Genomic DNA, 23248 nt, shown 5'->3' on the forward strand with positions numbered 1-23248 from the left:
GTTGCGGGCTGCGCGGACGGCAAGGTCGTGCTGCCTCACAGCCGAACCTTGCGCCAGGCTTGCCGGAGGCAACTGGTCCGACCACCTCGCAGTCCAAGGCAGCCCCCGAGCTACATGACAATCAGTCTCCACCGATTCGGTTCTGCGGGTTCTGCCCGAGCCGCAGGGAGCTTGGACGGCTTCCGCGCTGTCCGCCGGCCCGATGAGTGTGCTACCCGACGGGGCAGCTCGACGTGCCGTACTGCCCCGGAGGACAGGGCGATGGCGGCGCCCACCACCGGATAGCTGAGGGGTGCGAGGCCGACCATGGTGAGCACGACGACGGAGGTGACACGGCCAAGATGGGCAGGCTCGGCCGAGGTCTGTATGAGGGCGTTGTCCAGGCTGTCGCCGATGCCCAAGTTCAGTCCGATGACTGCCGCCAGCACCACAAGGGGCCGGCAGCTTCGATGCGGGGGCAGCGGCACCCCTGTACCTGGGGTAGAGCGAGTCGAAGCCGTCCGCGTTGACGTCGTGGAGCACATCCCGGCCCCGGTCCGCGCTGTCTGCCCTCGTCGTCGTCTCTCCGGGAGCTGCACGCGCTCAGTCACATGATCATTCTGGCCGTCCGGTGTCGCCCGGCGCTGCAACCGGACGACACGTCAGGACCGGGCGAACGTTGTCTGATGCGGCACCAGCTCACCGTCCTGCCGTGGGACGCGCCAGACACCCGCTCGTGGGGCGAAGAGCCCGGAGGTCATAGGAAAATCCGTAGTTCCGGGAACGGACCTTGCGCCTGGTTCGCCGTCGCCGTCGTTCGGAACGAAGAGGACGGGCCGCGCACGATAATCCGTACGCGACCCGTCCCTTGACGATCGATCAGTCTTCGAGGGTCAGACCCCGAGGGCGCTCAGGAACTTGTTGGTGTATTGGAGCGGCGTGGTGCTGGGGATCGAGTTGCACGTGGGCGAGGCGTACGAGGCGGAGCAGGGCGTGTCGCGGTCCAGCGACCAGTAGTGCAGCCCGGCCAGGCCGTTGCTGACCACGTACGACGTCAGCGTGCTCACGTCCGCGACCGTGAAGGTCTCGCTGGTCGCGTCGTTCATGCCGATCATCGGAGTGACGGCGATCTTGCTCGCCGGGACCCCGTACGTGTGCTCCAGGTTCTTCACCGCCTGGATCGCCGACTGCGCCATCTGGCAACTGCCGGAGGTGACGACGCACACGCTGCTGGACGCGTTGCCGTAGTCCATGGTCATCAGGTTGATGACGTACTTCTTCAGACTCGAGCCGAGCACCGCCCTGACGACCGTGTTGCCGAGCGAGTTCACGCCGCCGTAGCTGCCGTCGGACGCCCCCAGCGTGGCGAGGGTGAACGAGAACTGCAGGTTCGGGTACTGCGCCTGCGCCCCGGCCGCCGCGGTGACCAGGTTCTGGATGTCCGACGCGGACTGGCCGCCCTCGATGTCGAAGTCGACGCCGACCAGGTTCGGGCTGGCGTAGCGGGCGATGAACGACTCCATGCCCGCCGTCGAGCCGCAGGTGAAGGTGCCGGCCGCACCGCCGGTCGACACCACGTAGTTCAGGTTGGCGGCGTGGAGCTGCGGCACGTTCTCGGCGGCCCAGTTGGCGCCCGACACGCCGCCCCAGTTCTCGCTGCCGCAGGCGCCGGTGGCGAACGCGACGGTGAGTGCGGGCAGCTTCTGGAGGTGCTGCGACACCAGGCTGCCGGAGCCCACCACCGGCTGGACGGAGCCGGCCGCGGCCGACTGCATCTGGTAGGTGTTCCAGTTCATGTTGATGGTCACGTCTTTGTACGGGCTGAAGAGCAGTCCGCTGGCCGTACCCGTGCCGCCGCCCGTTCCGCCGGTGCCTCCCGTGCCCCCGGTTCCGCCGCCTCCTCCGCCGGTACACGCCCCGTTGGACGTCCACGGCTGTCCGGAGCCGCTTCCGCCGTTGCTGGTCGCCGGGTCGTTGCCCTGGGTCCAGTAGTTGGCGGTGTAGTTGATCCCGTTCTCACTCGCCTGCTGGCCGGCGGTGTAGACGGTTCCGGAGCTCCACGCCGAGGCGCAGGTGGCGGCCGCCTGGGCGGTGGGCGCCGAGGCCACGGCGAAGGCCACGCCGCCGACTGTCAGCCCGAGTGCCGAGCCGGCGACCAGAGCTTTCCGCAGAATGTGCTGTCCGACTCGCATGGACCCTCCCGGGGGTGAGCGGAGCTTCGGCCGCCGCGGCCCTCGCAAGGCCGTGGACGGCAAGGCAGCCGCTGTGAATGTGGGGGAAACGGAGTGGTCTTGACCAGGTAGCTGATTGGTCCAGACCATGTTATAGGGGTGGCTGGCGAGCCGGTCAAGGCTTCAACAGGGCTTCACAGGGCTTCACAAGTAGTCGGCCGCATCGGCCGGTTGGCCGCATCGCGTGGCGTCCGCCGGGCAAGTCACCGTATGTCGTATCCATCGCCCTGGAGCCGGAGCTGCGCCGTCGGTGTGGCAGTCCGGGAGGGCTGACGAGACGGTCGGACGCGTCCCGCCGACTCATCGTTTCAGAGTGCTCTCCGGAGTCAGCGGAGGCAGATGCTGCCGGCTGCCGGTTCCAGCAGTCACTGATGAAGATCGGCCCCAGTTCGTTCGTATGCCGACGACCCCCTCGCAGTTCCGGGTGCGCCGGGCCCTATGATGCACCGATCTACACGCATCCCTGGGGGGAGCCCATGACTGCTCGACGTCCATTGCGCCTGCTCAGAACAGCCGTCGCCACCGCCCTGGCGGCCGGAACCGTGCTCGGCAGCGTGGCGGTGGCACCGATGTCCTCAGCCGCGCCCGCGACCGCGGCGACGGCCGCCAAGGCGCCGAACGACTTCGACGGGGACGGCAGGAGCGACCTTGTCGGCCTCGACTCGTTCGACCGGCTGGCGGTGCTGTGGCGCACAGGCGCGGAGACCATGATCGGCGGCGGCGACACCCAGGTCCGGGGTTTCGAGGTCAACTATCAGAAGATCGCGACGCCCGGCGATCTCGACGGCGACGGCCTGCCCGACGTGCTCGCGGTGCGGCCGTCCGGCCAGCTGCGCATCTTCTCCAGCCGCCTGCACGAGACGACCGACGGCGGGCCGGGTTCGACCGATCCGAAGTCGCCCACGATCATCGGAGGCGGCTGGCAGGCGTACAGCATGCTGCTGACCCCAGGCGACCTGAACGCCGACGGGCGCCCGGACCTGCTGGCCCGCGGCTACGACGGCAGCCTGTGGTTCTATGCCGGCACCGGCAGCGCCACCGCACCGTTCAAGGCCCGGGTGAAGGTCGGCACCGGCTGGAACATGTACGACCAGACACTCGGCGCCGGCGACTTCGACGGCAACGGGTACGGCGACGTCATCGCACGCGACATCCAGGGCCGGCTGTGGCTGTACCCCGGGGTCGGCGGCGGCAAGCTCGGCGCCCGCCACCAGATCGGCACCGCCTGGCAGAGCTACAACCAGCTCATCGGCGACGTCGACTGGAACGGCGACGGCCATCTCGACCTGCTCGCCCGGGCGCTCGACGGCACGCTGTACCTCTACGCCGGCGACGGCCACGGCGCGTACAAGGCGCGCACGACGGCGGGTATGCGGGAAAGGACGGACGCCTTCGCGGACCAGGGAGGCATCTACTCCTGGGGGAAGAACAACCTCGTCGGCCATCTGACCAACGGCCACTTCGCCTGGTACTACGCGAACAACGACGGCACCCTCACCAAGTACGGCGCCGACCCGTGGAACTACGACACCGGAATGGCGAGTGCCAAGCGGGTCACCAACCCGGCCGCGCTCACCGACAACGGCCAGCTCGGATACCTCTACGACGACGGTTACGGCAACCTCATCCTCCCGCACGGCAGCGGCATCGAAGGTGCCCGCTCGTACTCCCTCTTCTTCGCCCCCGGCGACCTGACCGGCGACGGCAACACCGACCTGGTCGTGCGGACCACCTCGGGGGGCCTGTACGTGCTGCCCGGCGACGGCAACGAGGGGTTCGGCACAAAGCGCTACGTCGGAGCCGGCTGGAACATCTACAACCGGATCGTCGGCGCCGGCGACTTCACCGGGGACGGCCGCACGGACATCGCGGCCACGACGCCCGGCGGAGCGCTGTACATCTATCCCGGCCGGGGGGACGGAACGTTCGCCGCGCGGCACTACGTCTGCGGCGGCTGGCAGGGATACGGCAAGCTCGCGGCGCCTGGCGACCTGACCGGCGACGGCAAGGCCGACCTGGTGGGCGTGGACTCGACCGGCCGGCTGTGGCTCTACCCCGGCAACGGCGCGTCCGCGTTCGGTGCGCGCAGGGAGATCGGCACCGCGGGATGGAACGGGTTCAGCGAACTCAGCTGAACACGCGCACATGAGGGCGCGGTCGTGGTGCCCGCCACCGCGCCCTCGCACGGGCCGATGCCCGGCCGTACCGGTTGGAGGGAACCACCGCCCCCCGGGCGATCAAGACGTCGGCTTCGTGGATGCCAGCCGAGGGAGGAGCAGAGGCGCCGGCCTTCCTCACTGGCCATGAGAAGACCGGTGCGGACGCCCTGGGCCACGGCGGCCTCCGCCAGAGCGCTCATCATGGCGCGGCCCAGCCCGCATCGCCGGCGCCCCACCGAGGGGAGAGCGCAGGTGACTACGGTGTCAGCACGATCCTGCCGAAGACTTCGCCCCCGTCCATCTTCTGGTGCGCCAGCACAGCTTCGTCCAGCGGCAGCAGTTCGTGCACCACGGCTTCGATCTCGCCCCGGTCGGCTGCGGCGAACTGCTCGCTGCGTACGGCACTCAGGTCGGCCCGGATGACGGTAGCCGCGCCGAAAGCGGCGAAGGACATCGACTTCTGGAACGCCGCCATGATCTTCATGCCGAAGTCCAAGGAGGCGACGGGAGCTGTACGGTCGCTCACCTCGAGCTCCGGGTCCGCCCCGCCCGGGCCGTGAGCATGTCCGGGCCGGGAGCGGCCGCGACGCAGGAGACCGGGTATCTGCGGCCGGCCACGACCTGCTGCTCGGACGGCTGCCGCAGGCCCGCACTCAGTTCGCGGTTCCAGCTTCTCCGCGCTCGTGACGCTTCTTCCAGCGGCGTGACTCGATCTCGCGCCGCAGAGCTGTACGTCCGAGAAGCAGGTGGCTGCCCATGAGCAACAGCTTGACAAGAAGGAGCACCAGGACGGCGTTCGCAGTCCAGCCCGTCCATTTCGCGTGGGACAACGCAGCGCCGCCGATGCCGAGGTGCACCGCGACGATCACCGCGCCGGCCGCCGCCAGGAGCCACGTGGGTCTGCGGGATAGGTGACGCCCAGGTGCGCCCAGGGTCCCGCTGGCTGGGTCGCTGTCGGTCTGCCGCTGGTGGGCATCGGGGCCTCCGGGTCGCCACTGCACCTCGAGTCCGTCACGGCGGCCGATCTTCTCGATCCGGGCGCTGATCGCGTCCTGGAGACGCTGCAGGGCCTGTTCGTCGTCAGCTTCGACGCGCAGGCAGAGCGTTTCCGCGGTGGCATCCAGGGTCCACTCGCCCTCGGCGAACCGGACCACGCCATGCGTCTCGGTGTAGTCGACGTGCTGAACCGCGGGCAGCGTGCGGCCCGCGCCGTGACCGCGCAACGGTCCGTGGCTCATACGGTTCATCTGTGCCAGGTGGCGGCACAGCTGGACGAGGTAGCGGCTCGGGCGGTCCGTGGTGAGATGAGCTTCGGCGGTCGGCATGACCGGTCCTTTCATTCGTGCTCTCGTTAACGCCTGGTCAGGCGGGTGCGCCAGCCGCGGATTCCGTCCGCAAGGTCGCGCAGGGAGCTGTCGACTGTGACCGGGTCGATGGCGTCGACTTGCCAGCCCTCGGCGAACGCGCCACGGATCTCGTCGGGTGTCACCTTGTGGACGCGTCCGGAGCGGTTCGGCGGCTCGTCGCGGAAGGAGAGCACGAAGCACTGTCCGCCCGGCGCGGTCACGGCGTGCAGGGAGTCGACGTAGCGGGCGCGATCGTGGCCATGGAACCCGTGGAAGACGAGGGAGTCGAGGACGGTCTGGAAGCGGTCCTCCAGGGCAGCCAGGTCCAGCACGTCGTGCTGGACGAAGTGTGCGGTGAGGCCGCGGTCCCGGGCTTTTCGTCGTGCCGTCGTCAGGGCTGTCGCGGCAAGGTCGATTCCGGTGGCCTCGAGTCCCAGCCGAGCGGCCATGAGCGTGTGCTCGCCGGTCCCGCATCCCACGTCGAGCAGGGGGCCGCGGAGCACTCCGTTGTCGGCGAGGTCGAGCAGGGCCGGTTGGGGTCTGCCGATGTCCCAGGGCGGCGTGGCCGCGTACAGGGCATCCAGCGACTGCTGGCCGGCGCCGTCGGAGGCGGCGGTATGGGCGGGTGGCGCGTCGGACATGGAGCCTCGTTTCCTCGTCCCGATCGACACCTCCAGGTTTATCGATACAAACTGTCCTCGTCAAGACGATGTGTCATTAACTCGGCGTTGCGTATCCTTGGGGCATGCCGAAGCTGTGGGACGAGACGATCGACGCGCATCGCCGCGCCGTGCAGGACACGGTCCTGGAGACCACCGTCGCGCTCGTGACCGAGCACGGTCTGGCGTCGGTGACGATGTCGCAGATCGCGAAGGAGGCGGGGATCGGGCGCGCGACGCTGTACAAGTACTTTCCCGACGTCCAGTCGATCCTGATGGCGTGGCACGAGCGGCATGTCGCCGCTCACCTCGGCCAGCTCGCGCAGGCGCGGGACCGCGCCAGAGAGCCGTCGGCGCAGTTGGAAGCGATCCTGCGCGGCTACGCGCGCATCACGTACAAGCGGCCTCAGGACGGTGAGATCGCCGCCTTCGTCCATCAAGGTCAGCAGGTCGTCCAGGCCCAGCAGCAGTTGCGCGACCTGGTGCGTGACGCCATCGCCGACGCCGCCGCGCAGGGTGCGGTGCGAGGCGACGTCTCGCCCGGGGAGCTGGCCGACTACTGCCTGCACGCGCTGTCAGCCGCCGGACGGCTGTCCTCCGAGCAGGCAGTTCATCGCCTCGTCGACGTCACCCTCTCCGGACTCCAGCCGTCACGCTGACACGGTCCAGCAGCAGTTCGCTGCACCACCGTGTCACGACGAAAGGCGCTCGGCGAAGAAGAGCCCCGGTCGTCAGCGGCAGAGCCGCGCCGCCGATGAGGCCGAGGAAGGACGGCCGCCGCAGAGGGTCACATGAGGTCGTTCAGGACCTCGACGCGCATCGGCCGCCAGGCGGGCACCCGATCAGCCTGTTCGTGCCGCCGGGTGCCCGCTCAGCCTCAGCTGACGTGAAGGGTCAGCGCGGCGGTGTGGAGGGTGCCGGCGGTGCGGAACTGAAGGAACAGCCGCCAGTCACCGGACGTGGGCAGTTCGGCATGGAAGGGCAGGTCAGGACCGCCGTGGTCGCCGTTGACCGTGGTCTGCGGATGCAGGTGCGCGAAGGCCTGGTCACCGGCGTGGAAAGCGGTCAGGTGGGCGTAGGTGTCCAGGTACGGCTGCAGGTCGGTGACCGGCTTTCCGTTCTTGGCGAAGCTCACCGTCAGATCGTGGGCCATCCCGGCCATCAGCTCGCCCTGGACCGTCACGGTGTACCCGTCGACGGTGACCTTCGATGCGGCCTTGGGCAGCGGCGTCGCGGACGCGTTACCCGCGACGGTCAGGGTCCGGCTGAGCACGAAGTCCTTGCCCTTGCCTGATCCCGAGTCGGGTGCGAAGGACGCGAACAGCCGCCACTTTCCGGGCTGCAGATTGCCGAGAGGCGCCATCCAGGTGCCGTCGGCGGCCATGGCGGGGTGCAGGTGCTGGAAGCCGGTGAGATCGGAGCGGATCGCGTAGAAGTGCAGCTTCTTGGTCTGGTCGACGGCGAACGAGGTGACAGGTTTGCCGTCGGGGCCGCTGATGGTGAAGCGGTAGGACGTCGCCATGCCGGCCATGACCCGTGCAGTCCTGGAGGCCATGCGGTAGCCGCCGTCGGATTCCGACAGTCCGTCGCCGGCGGGCATCGGACCCATGCCGGGCATGGACGGCATCGCGGAGGTGGTGGCCGGAGACGGCCCGGCCGGCATGGCGCTGTCGCTGTGCGACATGCCGGGCATGGAGGTGTGATCCGCATGGGAGGACGAGCCGCAGGCGGCCAGGACCCCGGCAAGGGCGGCAGAACAGACAGTTGCCGCGAGCGTACGGCGGCGCGCAGAGGACATGCGTGCAGACATCAGACAGTGATCTTTCCGGACGGGCGCGCAGCAGCGCGCACGTGAACAGGACGCTGGTCCCGGAACCCGGGTCATCCGGATCCGGGTGTGTCTGTCACGTCCGCGCCACGCACACGCGCAGCAGGAGCTTCGGGCCACTGTCCGGCGGCCCGCGTCGCCCACCCGCAATCGATACGCCGAGTCTCATCAGCAGGAGAACGGAGAGCGCACCGCCGGCCGGCAGGCCGGGGGCCGGCAGGTGCAGACCGCCCCGTGCGGGTGTGGCCAGGCACGATCCGCCTTCCGTCGACGCATGGTCATGAAGGCTGGCGCCGTGATCCGTGTCACTCACTCCGACGACCGGACCCGTGCTCGCCGCATCGACGCCCTGGGAACTGCCCATGGCGGGCATCGTCATATCGGCGGTCGCGGGGGGATCGGGGGCGCCCGCGGAAACCGTCACGGCGCCATGACAGCCCGAGGCCGCGGCAGCCGGATTGCCGTGCATCAGCACGAGCCCGAGCAGCACGGCACACAGCACCCACAGCCGGGCCGCGCCCGACTCCCGCCACCTGCCACCGCGCACTGACTGCCTCCTCGTCCCGGATCCCGGCCACCATACCCCCCGGGGTTTCCCGCGCGCGCCGGGTGGCGAGTGCGCAACCAACGGCCACTGGATCCGCCCTTCCCCGTACCTCCCGTGAGGCGGGTCTCTCGCCGTTGGCCCGCGCACCCTAGGGCCTGCCCGGCGGATCAGGTGACCGTCGCAGCGTTGGGTTGTTGGCATGGGCATGGGCCGGGGAGCTTCAACGCATGAGGAGTGGGCCCGGCTGAAGCCGCATCTGCCGATGTCCGGGCAGCGCGGCGGCCGTTGGGCCAGCCACCGCAGGCTGGGGTCCGCCTCTGGGTGCGAACGTGAACGATCAGGACAGAGGCGTGGTCAAAGGTTCTCGATCACGCTTTGGATCGCGGTGCCGCTGAGGTCAATCACCACCGCGTCTGCTTGAAGCTCCGCCGGCAAGTGCGAGCGGTCGTCCGCGGTGCTCAAAATGGCCACCCCCTCAGGAAGCAGGATGACAGCCCTCAGGTCTCTGACCAGCTCAGCCACGATGTCGAGAACGGCACCCCAAGCGAAGCGGTCGACCATGATGCTGCCCTGGCTGGCATAGACCGTGGCCTCGCCGCCATCGTTCGCGCGAATGCGGACGAATCCGTCCTCCGGCTTCCTCGAAACGACGTAGGGGGCCAGCACAGCATGCCCCAAGCCATCGTCCATGGGAGCAGCGTCGCCATGCGAAAACCGCTGAAGATAGATGCTGTAGCTCACGTGAACACCTTGACCTGGTGATCCGCCGGACAGGCCCCGGCAACCGCGCCCCCATCGGAGAAGTGGAACGGGTAGGGGATCGGACGTGAGCACCTTGCCAGGGAGTCGCACTCGCCTGTTCATCGCGGCTGCGAAGGAACGCCGCTGTCTCCGCCGCCCTACGCACGGCGGGCTATTCACGTGGCCTTGGCGCATGCGCCGCGAGGACCGCGGACGTCACTATGGCGGCTGCCCCGGCGACCCAGACAAGCGGCAGCCAAGCCTGGATCGACGCAATGGTCAGGTGCAGCCGGTAGACCGCCAGCATGACCAGCGCCAGCGGCATGGTGGTACCCAGGACACTGATGCGGGCGTACCCGAACCGGATGAGCAGCGGGAACTGGATCGCGATGTTGACCGCGAACAGCACCCAGGCCAGCGTCAGCATCGTCGCCAGGGTGCGACCGCCGAACGGCACGCCCTCGGCCTGCGTAAGCAGAAGGGCCGGCACTGTACCTGCGGTGACGGTGGCGACAAAGCTCGCCAGCGCCCAGGCGTAGTGCCCGAGCAGCACTGTACGGCGAGGCAGGGGCAGGACGGCATAGAGGGTCTCCAGGCCCGCCTTGTCGGCGACCACGAATGGGTGTACGGCGATCAACGGGGCGAGCAGCACCGCGAGCGCCGGTACGACATGATCAGGATTGCGGGCGAGCACCAGGAGCAACAGGCCCAATACCAGCAGGCCCTGAGTCCGGTACGGTGCGACGGTACGCAGGTGCAGCACGGTCATACGGGCGACGGCGCTCATGTGGTTGCCCCGCTTCGGCCGTACTGCGTAGCTGCCGCCTTCATCGGTGGCGATCCGATGTGGATGGCGATCTCCTCCAGGGTGGGCGCCTCGACGAGGACGTCCCCGCCGAGAAGGGTGGCTTCCTCGGTGCGAACGAGAGCTTCCGCCCCGGCAGCCGTGCGCCTGAGGCCGATCAGCTCGACCCCGATGAGGCCGCTCAGATCCTCAGGCCCGCCCCGCACCACTCGATAGGCGTCCAGGATCTCGTCCTTGGGGCCGGTGCGGACGACGCGACCGCCGTGAATGAGCGTCAGGTAGTCGCCGATGCGGTCCAGATCGGAGGTGATGTGCGTGGAGAACAGGACGCTGTGTCCCTCGTCGAGGAGGAAGTCCCCGATGATGCCGACAAGCTCGTTCCGGGCGACAGGATCCAGACCACTGGTCGGCTCGTCGAAGACGAGCAACCGCGCCCGGTGCGACAGCGCCACAGCGATCATGAGCTTCATCGCCATGCCGCGGGACAGGTCCTTGACCTTGGCCCGCATGTCCAGACCGAACTCCGCGAGCAACTGCCGGTAACGGTCGCCGTCCCAACGGTCGTAGAAGGGACGCAGCGTCCGCTCGACCTCGGCCAGTCGCCAGTCGCCCACGAGGTAGGTGTGATCGAGCACGACCCCGATGTCCTGGCGCAGCGCGATCGGGCCGGGCACCCGGTGGCCGAGCAGGTCGATCTCACCGGTGTCGAACCCGCGCATGCCCAGCAGGCAGCGGATCGTCGTCGTCTTGCCGGCGCCGTTCGCGCCGATGAGGCCCATGACGTAGCCGGTCGGCAGCTCGAAGCTCACATCGCGTAACGCGAAGCCGTTGCCCACCTCGGCGCCCACGCCCCGCAGGGCGAACGCGAACTCACTGCACACTGACGGATCCTCCTGATCTCAGGCGTGCTCGTGCTCGGCCCGCATCAGCCCGTCCAGGATCTGGATGAGTTCCTCGCGGTCGAGGCCGGCCCGCCGGGCGGCGTCCAGGGCGGTCTGCATGCCGTCCTCCACCTGGCGCAGCAGTTGCTCGCGCACGAGCGCCGAGTCCAACGGCAGGACGTAGGCACCCTTGCCGGGAACCGTGGCGATGAACCCCTCGGCGGCCAGCTCGGTGTACGCACGGTTGGTGGTGATGATGCTGATCCGCAGATCACGAGCGAGAGCCCGCACGGAGGGCAAGGCGCTGTTCTCGGCGAGTTCCCCGGACAGGATGGCCGCGCCGATCTGCTCTTTGATCTGCTGATAGAGCGGCACGCCGCTGCTGTTGGACAACACCACCCGCACGACGGTCCTCCATCCTCCCGAACTGTACATGCAGAATATATACAGTAAGAACGCTAGTGACGCTACGGTCTGCCTTGCACGGCACCCCCCGACAGGTAGCCGGTGGCCCGCTGGGGTCGTGCAAGCTCCAGCATGGCCACCACCGTCGACCGCCGGCGCGACGCTCTCCCACTCGCCCGACAGACCGATCAGCCCGTCCGGATCTCCGGACGCCAACCGCTGCGTGCAGCGGCACGGCTCGCCACACGATCCGCAAGGCAGTTGTCAGCCGAGCCCGAACCAGCCGACCACGGTCTGGACGAGCAGGATGGTGGACATGGCGCCGACGCCGACCACGACGAGGCTCGCCGCGAGGCGGTAGCGGGGGGTGTTGGCGGCCGGGCCGAGGACGCACCGGCGGTTGGTGAGGATCAGCAGGTAGACGAGCACGATGGGGCTGATCAAACCTTGCAGGACCTGGGTTCCGATGAGCAGCTTGATGACGTCGATGGGTGTCATGGCGATCGCGGCACCCAGGGCGATCTGGGCGGTGAACAGTCCCAGGAACAGGGGGGCGTCGCGGAAGCTGCGGGACACCGACCGCTCCACGCCGGCGGCCTCGCCGATGGCATAGCTCGCCGAGAGCGGTACGACGGCGCCGGCGAGTGCGGAAGCCCCGATCAGGCCGAAAGCGAAGAGGAGTTCGGCGTTCTGCCCGGCGACCGGTTTCAGCGCGGAAGCGGCCTGCGCGGCGGAGTCCAGCGGGCCGGTGCCGCCCATCGCCGAGGCGGTGGCGATGATGATGGTCAGGCTGATCGCGCAGGCGAAGACCGCTCCGAGGACGGCGTCGGCGCGGATCAGCCGGTAGTCCTCCGGCTTCGCCCCGCGGTCGACCACACCGGCGGCGGCGTAGAACTGCATGTACGGGCTGACCGTGGTGCCGATCAGGGCGACGCCGAGCAGGATGAACGCCTTGCTCGGCTCCACATGCGGGATCACCAGGTGCGAGCCGACGTTCCCCCAGCGCGGGTGCCCGAGGATCATCGCGACGGGGTAGGCGAAGAACACCAGCGACATCAGCAGGAAGATCCGCTCGGCGTGGCGGTAGGACCCGAACAGCACGAGCGACCACAGCAGCAGCGCGGCCGGCGGGATCACCGCGTACTTGGGGACGCCCAGGAGTTCGAAGGCGGCGCCGATCCCGGCGAACTCCGAGACGACCAGGCCGGTGTTGGCCAGCAGCAGGCACGTCAAAGCCAGTGCCGTCAGGCGCAGGCTGAACTGCTCGCGGATCAACGCGCCCAGCCCCTTGCCGGTGTACGCGCCGAGCCGGACCGCCATCTCCTGGACCATCACCAGCGCGACGGTGACCAGGACCATGAAGAACAACGTGCCGTAGGTGAACTGGGAACCGGCCGAGGCGTAGGTGGCGATGCCCGCGGCGTCGTTGCCCGCGTTCGCGGCGACCAGGCCGGGACCGGCGACCGCCGCGATCATGGTGATGCGTGCCCAGCGGCCTTTCAGACCGCGCGGACGCGACGCCGCAGGCAGCTGGGCGGGGGCGCCGCCGTTCCGGCTGGCGGGCACGCCTGTGACAGCGCCCGTGGTGGTGTCGAGGTCGCGGGTCACTGCAGGATCCTCCTGAAATGCAGGCGCCCGCGCTCGGGCAGCAGGGAATCCAGGACGTCGTCCGCCAGAATCCGGCCCAGCGGCCGACCCGACTCGTCAACCACCAGGAGTGAGGAGACGCGGGCGGCCACCAGGAGTTGGGCGACCTCGGCGATCCGTGCGTCGGCGCCGACGGTGACCGGACGGCCGAACTGCGCAAGCCAGTCCGCCAGATCACCCACCGACGCCGTGTCGTCGGCCACCGCCAGATCGAACAGGGCGATGTCGCGGATCAGACGGCCGTCACCGTCAACGACGGCGACCGCATCGATCTCGCTGCGGTGCTCGGCCCGTGCGGCCAGCTCGCCCCGCACTTCGGCGACGGTCTGCTCCCGGCGTACGGTGACCACCAGTGTGGTCATCGCACCGCCGGCGGTGCCTTCGCGGTGGGCCAGCAGCCCGCGCAACTCCGCCGCCTCGCCGCGCGGCATGCGGTCGAGCAGCTGCTCACGCTCCTCGGAGTTCAGGTCCCGCAGGGCGTCGACGGCTTCGTCGGGCTCCATCTCGTCCACCAGTCGCGCGGCGTGCTCCAGGGGCGCCTCGCGCAGCAGACTCTCCAGCTCCGGCGGTTCCATCTCCTCCAGCGCGTCAGCGGCCTGCCCCGGCTCGAGCCAGCCCAGCAGTTGCTGCCGCTCGCCGCGGCCCAGGTCCTCCAGCAGGTCGGCCAGGTCCGCGGGACGCAGACGGTGCAGAGCCGACCGCGACGCGCGCAGCCGCACCTCGGCCGGCCCGTCCGTGGCGTCCTGGCCGAACGGTGCGACCGCCTGCCAGTCCAGGACCCGTTCCGGCGTCGGCCGCACCTGCCAGCGTCGTGGGCCCAGCCGCCGCAGCAGTGTGGGCAGGGAAACGTCCACCCCGACCAGGACGACACGGTCGACCAGCGGCGCGAGGTAGAGATCGGCGGCGCGGGTGACCTGGACGCCGTCCACGTCCACCAGTTGGTGGTCCAGCACGTCCCGGGCGAGCAGCACCTCGCCGGGGCGACGCTCGTACTCCCGCAGGTCCACCCGCGCGGTGGACAGCGTGACCCCCTTCGCGTGGACCTTCTCCACCGCGTCGGCCGTCAAAAAGGTGCGACGGCGGCCGATCCGGATCACCAGCCCGGTCACCGGCGGGTACGGGTCAGAGCCGTACAGGCGGGCGACCACGTCCACGACGCGGCCCACCTCCTCCCCAGTCTGGTTCTCAGCCGGGCAGCCGATCAGGCCGGCAAGCGAGACCAGCGACCCGCGCACGGCCCTGGACGCGGTGGCCCGCCGTTCCAGGTGCACCCGGCGATCACGCAGCCGGGCAGAAGTCGACATGAGCACAGCGGTAGCAGACACAGAACAACACCCCCTTGCCCCGCGACCGCGGGACACGGGCGACCGGCAGCAAGCACCGCTCCTCCTGACCGGGCCGCATTCACGGGCCAAGCGCACGAGCCGCGCACGGCTCCGCCCAGCCCACTGCCACCGGCAACGCCCACACACGGGCATCGCACTACAGCTGGAACCCGGACCGACAGAGCGGGGTCAGGAAGGGGGGAGGCTGCCTCGGGCCGCGAAAGGACGACGAGGACACCACAGGAAGGGCCGACTATGGCCCGGACTACTGTCCATCTCGCCTCCTCCCGGTCTACGGCCCCCGCAGGGGTGCCGTGGCGACGCGGCAAGGAGCAGGCCGGACATGATCCCGGCTCACCCCAACTCGTCAGAGCTTTGGCACTCCACGGCGTAATCCCCCGACCGGGGAAGCCACTTGGGATCACCCCTTAACTCGGGGAGACCTGTCCTGATCCGGAGCGTCTCTCGACGGGTGGGATCAGTGGCCTGTGTCCATGAAGACGCCTCACCGAACGAGGTGCCCAACAACGCGTGAAGGATACGCCCACGGCGCGGTCTCCAGGCAAGTTCCCTGGTGGGGGCGCGATCGTGTCGTTGGTCTGGGGGTTCGATCCAGCAACGGTCCCGAGGCGGATCGTGACTTCTTTCGCCTGGTTTCAGGGCGGGAGTCGGTGCGAGCCTCGGCGGCCTGTGGCGTCAGACCGAACCTGTGTCGTCGTCGTTCGACGCGCCTACGCGCTACCGGGAAGACGCTGGATGGCGAGGAGGGCGACGTCATCGGCTGGTTCCTTTCCCACGTGACTGATCAAGTCGGCCTGAATGTCACGCAGCAAGGCGCCTCCCGCCGACATACGAGATGCGCCTGGGGTACCACTTGGGACGCCAACCGGAGGAAGAGCACTCGGGATGAAGCGCGGCCCTCAAGGCCGCCAGGACAACCCCTGGACGAGTGACTGGTCGTTTCAGAATGAACCGTGCAGGGCCCGTGGAGACGGAGATGTCGTCGGAGCCGGCCGGCTCACGCCCGCCCAACGCCTGATGGTGGGCGTGCCACTGATCTGTGAGGCGGGCAGCCTGCCCAGGATCAGTAGCTCTCGCTGTCGCCCGCCGTTGCCGCTTTCGACGCGTGGGTCCGGTGGTGCCGCAGCCGGACGGCGAGAACCGCTGTCGCCGCGAGCAGACCCGCGCTGACGGCGCCCACGAGACCCACGGCATGCAACAGCCTTCCCGCGGCAGCGCCGAGGAAGTAGCCCGCGAGGACGTTTCCCACGCCCCACACAAGTGAGGCGGCGGCGCTGAAGGCCACAAACCGGCGGTAGCGCATGTCGGCCGCACCCGCTGCGAAAGGAAGGAACGAACGCACGAACCCGATGAAGCGGCCGGTGAAGACGGCCACCCCGCCGTGGTGCTGCAGGAAGTCCCGCGCGTGATTGATGCGACTGCCGGGACGGATGCGACGGCGCAACCGGTCCCCGCCGCGGCGGTGTGCGTACCAGTGGCCCAGGGCGAAGCCGGCGCTGTCGCCGATGACCCCTCCGCCGACGACGACGGCGGCCAGGGCGACCGCGTTGAGCTCTCCCCGGCCGGCCAAGGCGGCCGCGAGCAGTATGAGGGTCTCGCCGGGGAGGACGACGCCGGTGAAGGCGCTGGTCTCCCCGACGGTCAAGGCGAACACGATGACGTAGGACCAGGGGCCGGCGCTCTCGATGAACGCGTTGAGGTTCATCGGGGACGTTTCTGAGCCGAGTGCCCCGTTCCCGGATCAGCCGCGCGATGAGGGGCCTTGCCGACGATCATGTCGTGCAGCAGGCGCCGGACACCGGTGACACGGAGAGCCGGGGTGCTCATCGGGGGTCACCGGGGGCCGGGCGGGCCGAACCGGGTGCGGCCGCCGCGTAGCTCGCGGGGCGCCAGCCGTCGATGTGCACCTCTTGTTCCGCGCGGACGAGGTGCATCACGGCGTTGATCAGGGCCAGATGAGTCAGCGCCTGGGGGAAGTTGCCGAGGTGCCGGCCGGTTCCGGGGTCGAGCTCCTCCGCGTACAGGCCGAGTGGGCTGGCCGCTGCGAGCAACCGTTCGCACAGCGCCTGGGCGCGCCCGGTCTCGCCTATCTCGACCAGGGCGGAGACGAGCCAGAAAGAGCATGCGAGGAAGCTTCCCTCGGTGCCGATCAAGCCGTCGTCGGTGGTCTCGGTGCGGTACCGCAGGACGAGACCATCCTCGGTGAGCTCGTCCGCGATGGCCAGGATCGTCCTGCGCAAACGGGGGTCGTCGCAGGGCAGGAAACGGAACAGCGGCAGAAGCAGGAGGGATGCGTCCAATCCGTCGGCACCGTAGTACTGGGTGAGGCGGCCCTGTTGGTCAACGGCGTTGGCGAGGACGTCGGCGTGGATCTCCTCGGCGGCCTCACGCCACCGTGTGGCGCGCTCAGTGTCGCCGCGCAGCGCGGCCAGCTGTGAGCCGCGGTCGGCGGCGACCCAGCACATGATCTTCGAATGGGTGAAGTGCCGTCGTTCGCCGCGTACTTCCCAGATACCCCGATCGGGCTTGCGCCAGCGATCGAGTGCGGCCTCGACGGCGACCAGGACGAGCTGCCATGAGCGTTCGGACAAAGCGTCCCGGTTGCGGGTGTGCTGATAGACGCAGTCAACCACCGCGCCGTAGATGTCGTGTTGATCCTGGTGGTACGCGGCGTTGCCGATGCGTACGGGACGAGCGCCGTTGTAACCGGAGAGATGGGTCAGCAGCGACTCCGGCGCTTCCGAAGCGCCGTCGACGCCGTAGAGCACCTGCAGTTGGCCTGGTGTGCCCTCGTGGCTGGGAGTCTCGAGGGTGTCGGCGAGAAAGGCGAGGAAGTCGTCGGCTTCGGAATCCAGTCCCAGGCTGTGCAGGGCCCAGAGGGTGAAGGACGCGTCGCGGATCCAGGTGTAGCGGTAGTCCCAGTTGCGCTCGCCGCCCGGATGCTCGGGCAGGGACGTGGTCGAGGCGGCCAGCAGCGCACCCGTAGGCGTATAGGTGAGGGCCTTGAGCGTGAGGGCACTGCGTTGCAGTGGCTCCCGCCACGTGTGGTCCGGGAAAGCGGCGGCGTCCAGCCACTCGCGCCAGAAGCGCTCGGTGTGGGCCAGCATCTCGCGCGCCTCACGGAGGTCGGCCGGCAGTGGGCGATTGCCCCAGCCCAACGCGGCGAAGCACGATTCCCCGATCTGCAGGCGGTGGCGAGCGTGGACGGCCCTGCCCTCGTGCCCGAGCCGTAGGTCACCGCTCATCCGCAGCCGAACGGGGTCCGAGACGGTGGTGGCGGCCTCCTCGTAACCCGCTCCGGTGTACTCCCAGGTCGGGTCCATCCGGCCGTAGTCGAACGTCGGCTCGCACGCGAGCGCGGTCTCCACGCTGCCGTACACGCAGGTGGCGATCCTGATCAGGACGTGTTCCGCGTCGAAGTCGCCCGGGGTGCGGCGGTGGACGGTCGAGCGTTCCTGCCTGCGGTGCCAGGGGCCGACAGCGAGGAAATCGGTGACGACCAGCCAGCCTGTGCGGGTCTGCCAGGTGGTCTCCAGCACCTTGGTCCCGGGAAGGTAGCGGCGGCTGGCCGGGACCTGTGCATCGGCGGGGCCCAACCGAAAGGAACCCGCGGACCGGTCGAGCAGCGTGCCGAACACACTCGGATCGTGCGGGCGTGGCAGGCACAGCCACTCCACCGCCCCGCCCGGGGCCACCAGACAGGTGTTCTCGCAGTCGGACAGAACCGCGTAGTCGGCGATGGCGGGGAAGGAGTGCGGGGCGGCAGCCGGGCCGAGGGAACCGTCGGCAGTCGGCACGGTCCCGGTCGGCGCACCGTCGGCGGATGCCACGCGTGGCAAGGGCAGAACGGCGTGGCCCTCGGACGAAGAGGGTTCGCTTGAGGCCGCGGTGGGGGAGTGCATACCAGTCTCCTGTTCGGCCGGGGCTATCGGCCCGGTGGGCGGGAGGCGAATGAGCCGGTCCATCGGGAAGAAAATGGAAGGCGTCCTCCGATTATTCCGCATGTCATCGGCGTCACGGCTGCGGATCTCCTGGGGGCCCTGGGGGCGATGCGCCGTGCTTCCGGCTCCCCGGGGCGACGGGGGCAGATGCAGGAGGAGCGAGGTGTTCCATGAAAGGCGGCGCGGGCTCGGGATTCACGGCGCCCGTCGCCGGGCGCGCCCTTGCCCGCCGCGGGTGCTGTGGTCATGTCGCCCTCCCAGTACCGGGGTCGCCTCAGCGGTGCCGTCGCACTCCTCTGCCATGAGAACCGGAGAAGGGTCTCCGAATCCACTGAATGAGCGGTGTTCTGCGTCACGCTCCGACCCGGTTCCACCAGGTGAACAGGAGCGAGGCAGGAGCCGCGGGGCGTCCGGAGGATGGCCTCCGGACCGTATGCTGGTATCCATGGGTGAGCTGGAGCGAGAGAGGCCTCGCGGTCGGGCTCTTCGCGCCGATGCGGAGCGCAACCGCGAACGCTTGGTGGAGGCAGCGCAGAGCGTCTTCGCCGAGGGGGGCCTCAACGTGGCGCTCGAAGAGGTCGCGGCTCGTGCCGGAGTGGGGATCGCCACCCTCTACCGCAGGTTTCCGACTCGGGAGGAACTGGTCGCCGCCGCCTTCGAGGCCAAGCTCACCGAGTACGCGGTGGCAGCCGAAGAGGCCTTTGCGCTGCGTGATCCGTGGGAATCGTTCGTCGAACTCGTCGGACGGATCTGCTCCATGCAGGCCGAGGACCGCGGATTCACCGACCTGATCACGATGTCACTCCCCTCCGCGAAGCACTCGGCCGAGCTGCGCGACCGGGCGCGGCGCGCCGCCGTGAAGATCATCGACCGAGCGCAGGAATCCGGGGTGCTGCGTGAGGATTTCGTCCTGGAGGACCTGGCGCTCTTGCTGATGGCCAACGCCGGTGTGGTGCGCGCGACGCGTGACGTCGCTCCTCACGCATGGCGAAGGCCGCTGGCTTTCATGCTTGACGCCTTGAGGGTGCCCTCGCCCGGGGCGTTCCGTCCGGGGCCGATGCCGGCTCCTCCCACGCCCGCGCAGTTGGCCAGAATGCTCGACGGGAACGCGTTGACCCAAGGTGTGGCAGGCAGGCTCCACGAGTAGATCCCACTGCTGGCCAGATTTCGCCGGTTGCCGACCGTGAGCGTACGGGTCCCTCGGCGGGCGCGAGCGGTGCACCTGCCGACGGCTCACCGAAAGGCCTGTCCGACGTGTCGCCGACCAGTGTGCGGAGACGGCTGGAAATCCGCGTTTGAAAAACAAGAAGTCCAGATTGTAGGGCTTGCGGTTCGAGGATGATGCTTGTCATGGCCATTGACGCTGCGAACGGAGCGTTGCTAGCCTCGCCGCGTTCGGTCAAACGAGTAACGGGGGCTCCGATGGCGAATGTCTCCACACCCTCTCATGGATCTCTTTCTCATCCCTCCGAGAGTGCGCACACCCCCCGGATTTCACCCGAGAAAATCTCCTCCTCTTTCCTGCGGGACGGATATGTCCGCGTAAGAAATGCCGTGGACCTCACGCCCGGATCCCGCCTCCGGACGCTCTTCGAGACCACGCTCCGCCGTGAGGGGCTGTCCACGGACGGTCGGCTCACGGTGCCGGCGGGCCTCACCTCGCTGCCCCCGAGCCGCGTCGCGGACCTCGCGGACGTGGCCCCGCTGCTCTGGTCGGCCGTGTGCGCGCTGCTCGGCGGCCCCGGCCGGATCAAGCGGCCGGTCCGTCTCAGCAACGCCCTGATCTGCAATTTCCGTACCACGCGACTGTCCGACAGCTGGCATGTGGACGGTGACTTCTTCGTGCACCATCCCGACAGCCCCGAACAGGCACTGCTGCTGTTCGTCCTCTGGAGTGACGTCGGCGAGGGGGAGGGAGCCACCCTGGCGGCGCCTTCGGCCACGGCGGACATCCTCCGGCACCTGGCCCGCCACCCCGCTGGACTGACCAGCGCGCGGATTCCCACCCGGGACTATGTCGGCAGTCCGGCGGAACACCTTTCCCTCACTGGGAAAACCGGTGACGCCTGGATCCTGCATCCGCTGACCGCGCACCAGTCGGCACCCAATCCACGAGGTGGGCCCCGATTCATCTCGAATCCGGTCGTGGCGCTGAACGAGCCCATGAATCTCACGGACGACGCGGAGGGGAAAAGCCCTCTCGAAACGTTTACACGCCGGCTTCTGGGTAGCCCCTGGACGCCGGACGAGAACGCGGTGCGGGAAACCTTCGTGCCCGGCCGCATCGCTCGTTGGAATGGTGAAGGAACGTACACCGACCCTTCCTGAGCCCGTGCCGACCCCCACCGCCCGATTTTCCCCTGCGAGGGGGCGAGGTGAGCCCATGCCCGCGCACATGCCGACTTCCCCGCACCACCAGCCCGGCTCCCCCCGAGTGCTCCTGATCAACCCGCCGCTGTGGAACCCGTACGCCCCGCACCTCGCCGTACCCTTGCTCCTCGCGGTGTTGCGTCAGCACCACGTGGCGGCGTCCGCGCTGGACCTGTCGGCCGAGACGATGCGCTACCTGCTCAGCTCGGACGGGGCCGCCGACTACGCCGCCGAGCGTGACCTGGGGCTCGGCGGCCGGGCCCGCGACCAGTTCGAGGCGGCCCGCTCGTCGGTGGATCGTGCGGTGGCCTTCCTGCGCTCACCGCTGAGCATCACCGATGTCGACGGTCACCGTGCCGCGACGGCCATCTGCCAGGCCGTCCTCGATGGCATCGCGGCGCTGACCCCGGGCGCGGAGCTCAGCTTCGACCGGTTCGACCTGCGCCACCGCCCGGTCTCCAGCCGGCAGGTCTACCGCGCCGTGGCCGACGCCGAGCACAACCCCTACGTGCACGTCTTCGAGCGCGTCCTGATCCCCCGGCTGCGTGCCATGCCGGACCTGGAGGTCGTCGGCCTCTCCGTATCGGCCGACTCCCAGCTGATCGCCGCACTGACCGCCGCACGCCTCATCCGACGGGAGCGGCCCGACGTACACATCACCGTCGGGGGGAACTTCGTCACCCGCATCGCCGACCGGTTGTGGCCGGGCCACCCGTTCTTCACGCTGGTCGACTCCCTGGTGTGCTACGAGGGCGAGGAGTCGATCATCGACCTCGTCGACAGGCTGCTGACCGGCCGGCCCCTGCACGGCGTGCCCGGCATCGTCGTACCGGACGGCGACGAGCTGCATCGGTGCCCGTCCGCGACGGCCTCGCTGGCCGAGCTGCCCGTGCCCGACTTCACCGACCACCCCCTGGCCGACGGCTATCTGGCCCCGGGCCCCGTGCTCCCGGTGATCGCCTCCCGCAGCTGCGCCTGGAAGTGCGCTTTCTGCGCGATCCCCTTCGCCTCCGACAAGTTCCGCATCCGCGCACCGGAGGCTGTCGTCGCCGAGATGGACGAACTGCACCGGCGCCACGGCACCGGCTTCTTCCAGTTCGTGGACGAGATCCTGACCGTCCGCAGCATGCGGGCGCTGGCACGCGGGCTCGCCGACCGCGACTACCGCTGGTACGGCGAGACACGGTTCTCCCCGACGATCGACCGCCGGCTGACGGACGCGCTGTACACCGCCGGCTGCCGCCGTCTCGACCTCGGGCTCGAATCGTACAACCAGGACGTCCTGGACCGGATGCGCAAGGACATCAAGGCGTCCTGGATCGCACCCAACCTGGACGCGTTGCTGGCCTCCGGCATCAGCGTGCATCTCTTCGGTATCGCCGGGTTCCCGGGCGAGGCGCGCTGGCAGACAGCACGCACGGTGGAGTTCGCGGCGGCCACGCTGGCCCGCTCGCGCGATCGGTACGCGGTGCCGGACAGCACCTTCGGGATCGGCCCGTTCGTCCTCGACGCCCTGTCCCCGGTCGCCACCGCGCCCGAGCAGTTCCAGGTACGGGTGCTCCACCAGGACCCGGGCGACGACCTGCAGATGGCACTGCGCTACGACTACCTGGGCCCGCTGCCCGAACCGGTGAGCGCGGAGGACCGGGACATCGCCGCCCGGGCGGACCGCGTCCTCGGCGGCGCCTTCGGCGACGGGGACCGTCCCGCCGAGGAGGTCGTCTTCCTGCGGGCGGCAGCCCGGCGCCCGGGCGAGCGCGACGACGACCGCGACGGTCCGCGGGGCGTGCCATGCCCCGGGCCGCATTGGGAGCGCATGCTGCTGCGCCCCGCGGAGGGCTGGGTCGTCCGGCTCGTCGAGGGCGAGCGGACCCTGTTGTACGAGCCCCGGGCAGGCGCACTGTTCAGCCTCCCCAGCAGGATGCTGGACGGCCTGCCCGCGACCGCCGAGGAGCTGTGCCGCGACGCCGCCGAGCGCGAACTGGTCCGGTCCGCGCTGCACCACCGGTGCCTGGAAGCCGCCGAGCCGGGCGCCGCCGGCCTGCTGACCTCCACCGCCCAGCTGACCGGCGATCTGCTGCTGCGCCTCGGTCCCGGCACCGAGTTGGCCACCGAGGGCGTCGACGTCTTCCTGACCTCGCGGGTCACCGGGCAACGGCTGCGGCTGTCCGCGTCCGGTGCCGCCGTGGCCCGCCTCGTCGCAGCCGGCGAAGGCAGCCCGTGGGCCGACCTGGCCGCGCGCTGCGCCCCCGGCTCCGTACCGCGGCTGCGCACCTTCGTGTGGCGGTTGCTGGTCAACCGGCTCCTGTCCGTCGAGACGCCGGACAGGTCAGCGCACCCACTGGCCGAGAGGAGGTGAACCA

The 23248-nt window shown here is 69.4% G+C and carries 19 protein-coding genes, 2 pseudogenes and 1 riboswitch; of the genes and pseudogenes, 6 read left to right on the forward strand and 15 right to left on the reverse strand.

Annotated features, from left to right (window positions below):
* Window positions 1-110 precede the first annotated feature (110 nt).
* Window positions 111-428 (reverse strand): annotated as a pseudogene (locus K7862_RS37940) (hypothetical protein); the annotation flags it as partial.
* A 444-nt stretch (window positions 429-872) separates the two neighbouring features.
* Window positions 873-2171, reverse strand: a complete 1299-nt coding sequence (locus tag K7862_RS30915; RefSeq protein ID WP_222968150.1) for a carbohydrate-binding protein — start codon at window positions 2169-2171, stop codon at window positions 873-875.
* A gap of 515 nt (window positions 2172-2686) precedes the next feature.
* On the opposite strand from K7862_RS30915, the gene K7862_RS30920 reads away from it, so the two are divergent.
* Window positions 2687-4345, forward strand: a complete 1659-nt coding sequence (locus K7862_RS30920) for an FG-GAP repeat domain-containing protein (protein WP_222968151.1) — start codon at window positions 2687-2689, stop codon at window positions 4343-4345.
* Window positions 4346-4625: 280 nt separating this feature from the next.
* Here the strand turns inward: K7862_RS30920 and K7862_RS30925 are convergent, their stop codons facing one another.
* From K7862_RS30925 to K7862_RS30935, 3 genes are all read right to left on the reverse strand, one after another.
* Window positions 4626-4895, reverse strand: a complete 270-nt coding sequence (locus K7862_RS30925; RefSeq protein WP_308012283.1) for an MDR/zinc-dependent alcohol dehydrogenase-like family protein — start codon at window positions 4893-4895, stop codon at window positions 4626-4628.
* Between the two features lie 127 nt (window positions 4896-5022).
* Window positions 5023-5694: a DUF2218 domain-containing protein gene (locus K7862_RS30930; protein ID WP_222968152.1), complete on the reverse strand. Its 672-nt coding sequence runs from the start codon at window positions 5692-5694 to the stop codon at window positions 5023-5025.
* Between the two features lie 26 nt (window positions 5695-5720).
* Window positions 5721-6356 (reverse strand): class I SAM-dependent methyltransferase, encoded by a 636-nt coding sequence (locus tag K7862_RS30935; RefSeq protein ID WP_222968153.1) that lies wholly within the window; start codon window positions 6354-6356, stop codon window positions 5721-5723.
* A 104-nt stretch (window positions 6357-6460) separates the two neighbouring features.
* Between K7862_RS30935 and K7862_RS30940 the strand changes: the two genes are divergently transcribed.
* Window positions 6461-7033 carry a TetR/AcrR family transcriptional regulator gene (locus tag K7862_RS30940; RefSeq protein ID WP_222968154.1) on the forward strand — a complete coding sequence of 191 codons (573 nt, stop codon included), beginning with the start codon at window positions 6461-6463 and terminating at the stop codon, window positions 7031-7033.
* Between the two features lie 218 nt (window positions 7034-7251).
* Here K7862_RS30940 and K7862_RS30945 read toward each other — a convergent pair whose 3' ends face one another.
* Both K7862_RS30945 and K7862_RS30950 read right to left on the reverse strand, forming a co-directional pair.
* Complete coding sequence (locus K7862_RS30945; RefSeq protein ID WP_262414096.1) at window positions 7252-7983, reverse strand: DUF8832 domain-containing protein; 732 nt, start codon at window positions 7981-7983, stop codon at window positions 7252-7254.
* A gap of 295 nt (window positions 7984-8278) precedes the next feature.
* Entirely contained in the window at window positions 8279-8749 is a 471-nt protein-coding gene (locus K7862_RS30950) for a hypothetical protein (protein ID WP_222968156.1), read from the reverse strand.
* A 205-nt stretch (window positions 8750-8954) separates the two neighbouring features.
* On the opposite strand from K7862_RS30950, the pseudogene K7862_RS38550 reads away from it, so the two are divergent.
* Window positions 8955-9056 (forward strand): annotated as a pseudogene (locus tag K7862_RS38550) (IS5/IS1182 family transposase); the annotation flags it as partial.
* 47 nt (window positions 9057-9103) lie between these two features.
* On the opposite strand, the gene K7862_RS30955 reads toward K7862_RS38550, so the two are convergent.
* The 8 genes from K7862_RS30955 to K7862_RS30990 form a co-directional block, all read right to left on the reverse strand.
* Window positions 9104-9490, reverse strand: coding sequence for a hypothetical protein (locus K7862_RS30955; protein ID WP_222968157.1), 387 nt, complete (start codon window positions 9488-9490; stop codon window positions 9104-9106).
* 172 nt (window positions 9491-9662) lie between these two features.
* Entirely contained in the window at window positions 9663-10259 is a 597-nt protein-coding gene (locus K7862_RS30960) for an ABC-2 transporter permease (RefSeq protein WP_222968158.1), read from the reverse strand.
* Window positions 10260-10273: 14 nt separating this feature from the next.
* Window positions 10274-11176, reverse strand: a complete 903-nt coding sequence (locus K7862_RS30965) for an ABC transporter ATP-binding protein (protein ID WP_222968159.1) — start codon at window positions 11174-11176, stop codon at window positions 10274-10276.
* Window positions 11177-11194: 18 nt separating this feature from the next.
* On the reverse strand, window positions 11195-11581 hold the full coding sequence (locus K7862_RS30970; RefSeq protein ID WP_222968160.1) for a GntR family transcriptional regulator: 387 nt from the start codon (window positions 11579-11581) through the stop codon (window positions 11195-11197).
* 264 nt (window positions 11582-11845) lie between these two features.
* Window positions 11846-13189, reverse strand: coding sequence for an NRAMP family divalent metal transporter (locus tag K7862_RS30975; RefSeq protein WP_308012284.1), 1344 nt, complete (start codon window positions 13187-13189; stop codon window positions 11846-11848).
* Entirely contained in the window at window positions 13186-14532 is a 1347-nt protein-coding gene (locus tag K7862_RS30980) for a magnesium transporter MgtE N-terminal domain-containing protein (protein WP_262414097.1), read from the reverse strand. Before K7862_RS30980 ends, K7862_RS30975 begins: the two co-directional genes overlap by 4 nt.
* 372 nt (window positions 14533-14904) lie before the next feature.
* A riboswitch (M-box (ykoK) riboswitch) is annotated at window positions 14905-15077 on the reverse strand.
* Between the two features lie 560 nt (window positions 15078-15637).
* Window positions 15638-16279, reverse strand: a complete 642-nt coding sequence (locus tag K7862_RS30985; protein WP_222968163.1) for a DedA family protein — start codon at window positions 16277-16279, stop codon at window positions 15638-15640.
* Window positions 16280-16397: 118 nt separating this feature from the next.
* Entirely contained in the window at window positions 16398-18404 is a 2007-nt protein-coding gene (locus K7862_RS30990) for a glycoside hydrolase family 15 protein (RefSeq protein WP_222968165.1), read from the reverse strand.
* 556 nt (window positions 18405-18960) lie between these two features.
* On the opposite strand from K7862_RS30990, the gene K7862_RS30995 reads away from it, so the two are divergent.
* The 3 genes from K7862_RS30995 to K7862_RS31005 all read left to right on the forward strand — a co-directional run bounded on the left by K7862_RS30995 (window position 18961) and on the right by K7862_RS31005 (window position 23244).
* Entirely contained in the window at window positions 18961-19662 is a 702-nt protein-coding gene (locus tag K7862_RS30995; protein ID WP_222968167.1) for a TetR/AcrR family transcriptional regulator, read from the forward strand.
* A 407-nt stretch (window positions 19663-20069) separates the two neighbouring features.
* The gene (locus tag K7862_RS31000) at window positions 20070-20843 is read left to right on the forward strand and encodes a 2OG-Fe(II) oxygenase family protein (protein ID WP_222968169.1); all 774 of its coding nucleotides are present in this window, start codon (window positions 20070-20072) and stop codon (window positions 20841-20843) included.
* Between the two features lie 55 nt (window positions 20844-20898).
* Window positions 20899-23244: a B12-binding domain-containing radical SAM protein gene (locus K7862_RS31005; protein ID WP_222968171.1), complete on the forward strand. Its 2346-nt coding sequence runs from the start codon at window positions 20899-20901 to the stop codon at window positions 23242-23244.
* The last annotated feature ends 4 nt before the right edge of the window (window positions 23245-23248 follow it).

The sequence above is a fragment of the Actinacidiphila acidipaludis genome, assembly GCF_019890725.1.
GTDB lineage: Bacteria > Actinomycetota > Actinomycetes > Streptomycetales > Streptomycetaceae > Actinacidiphila > Actinacidiphila acidipaludis.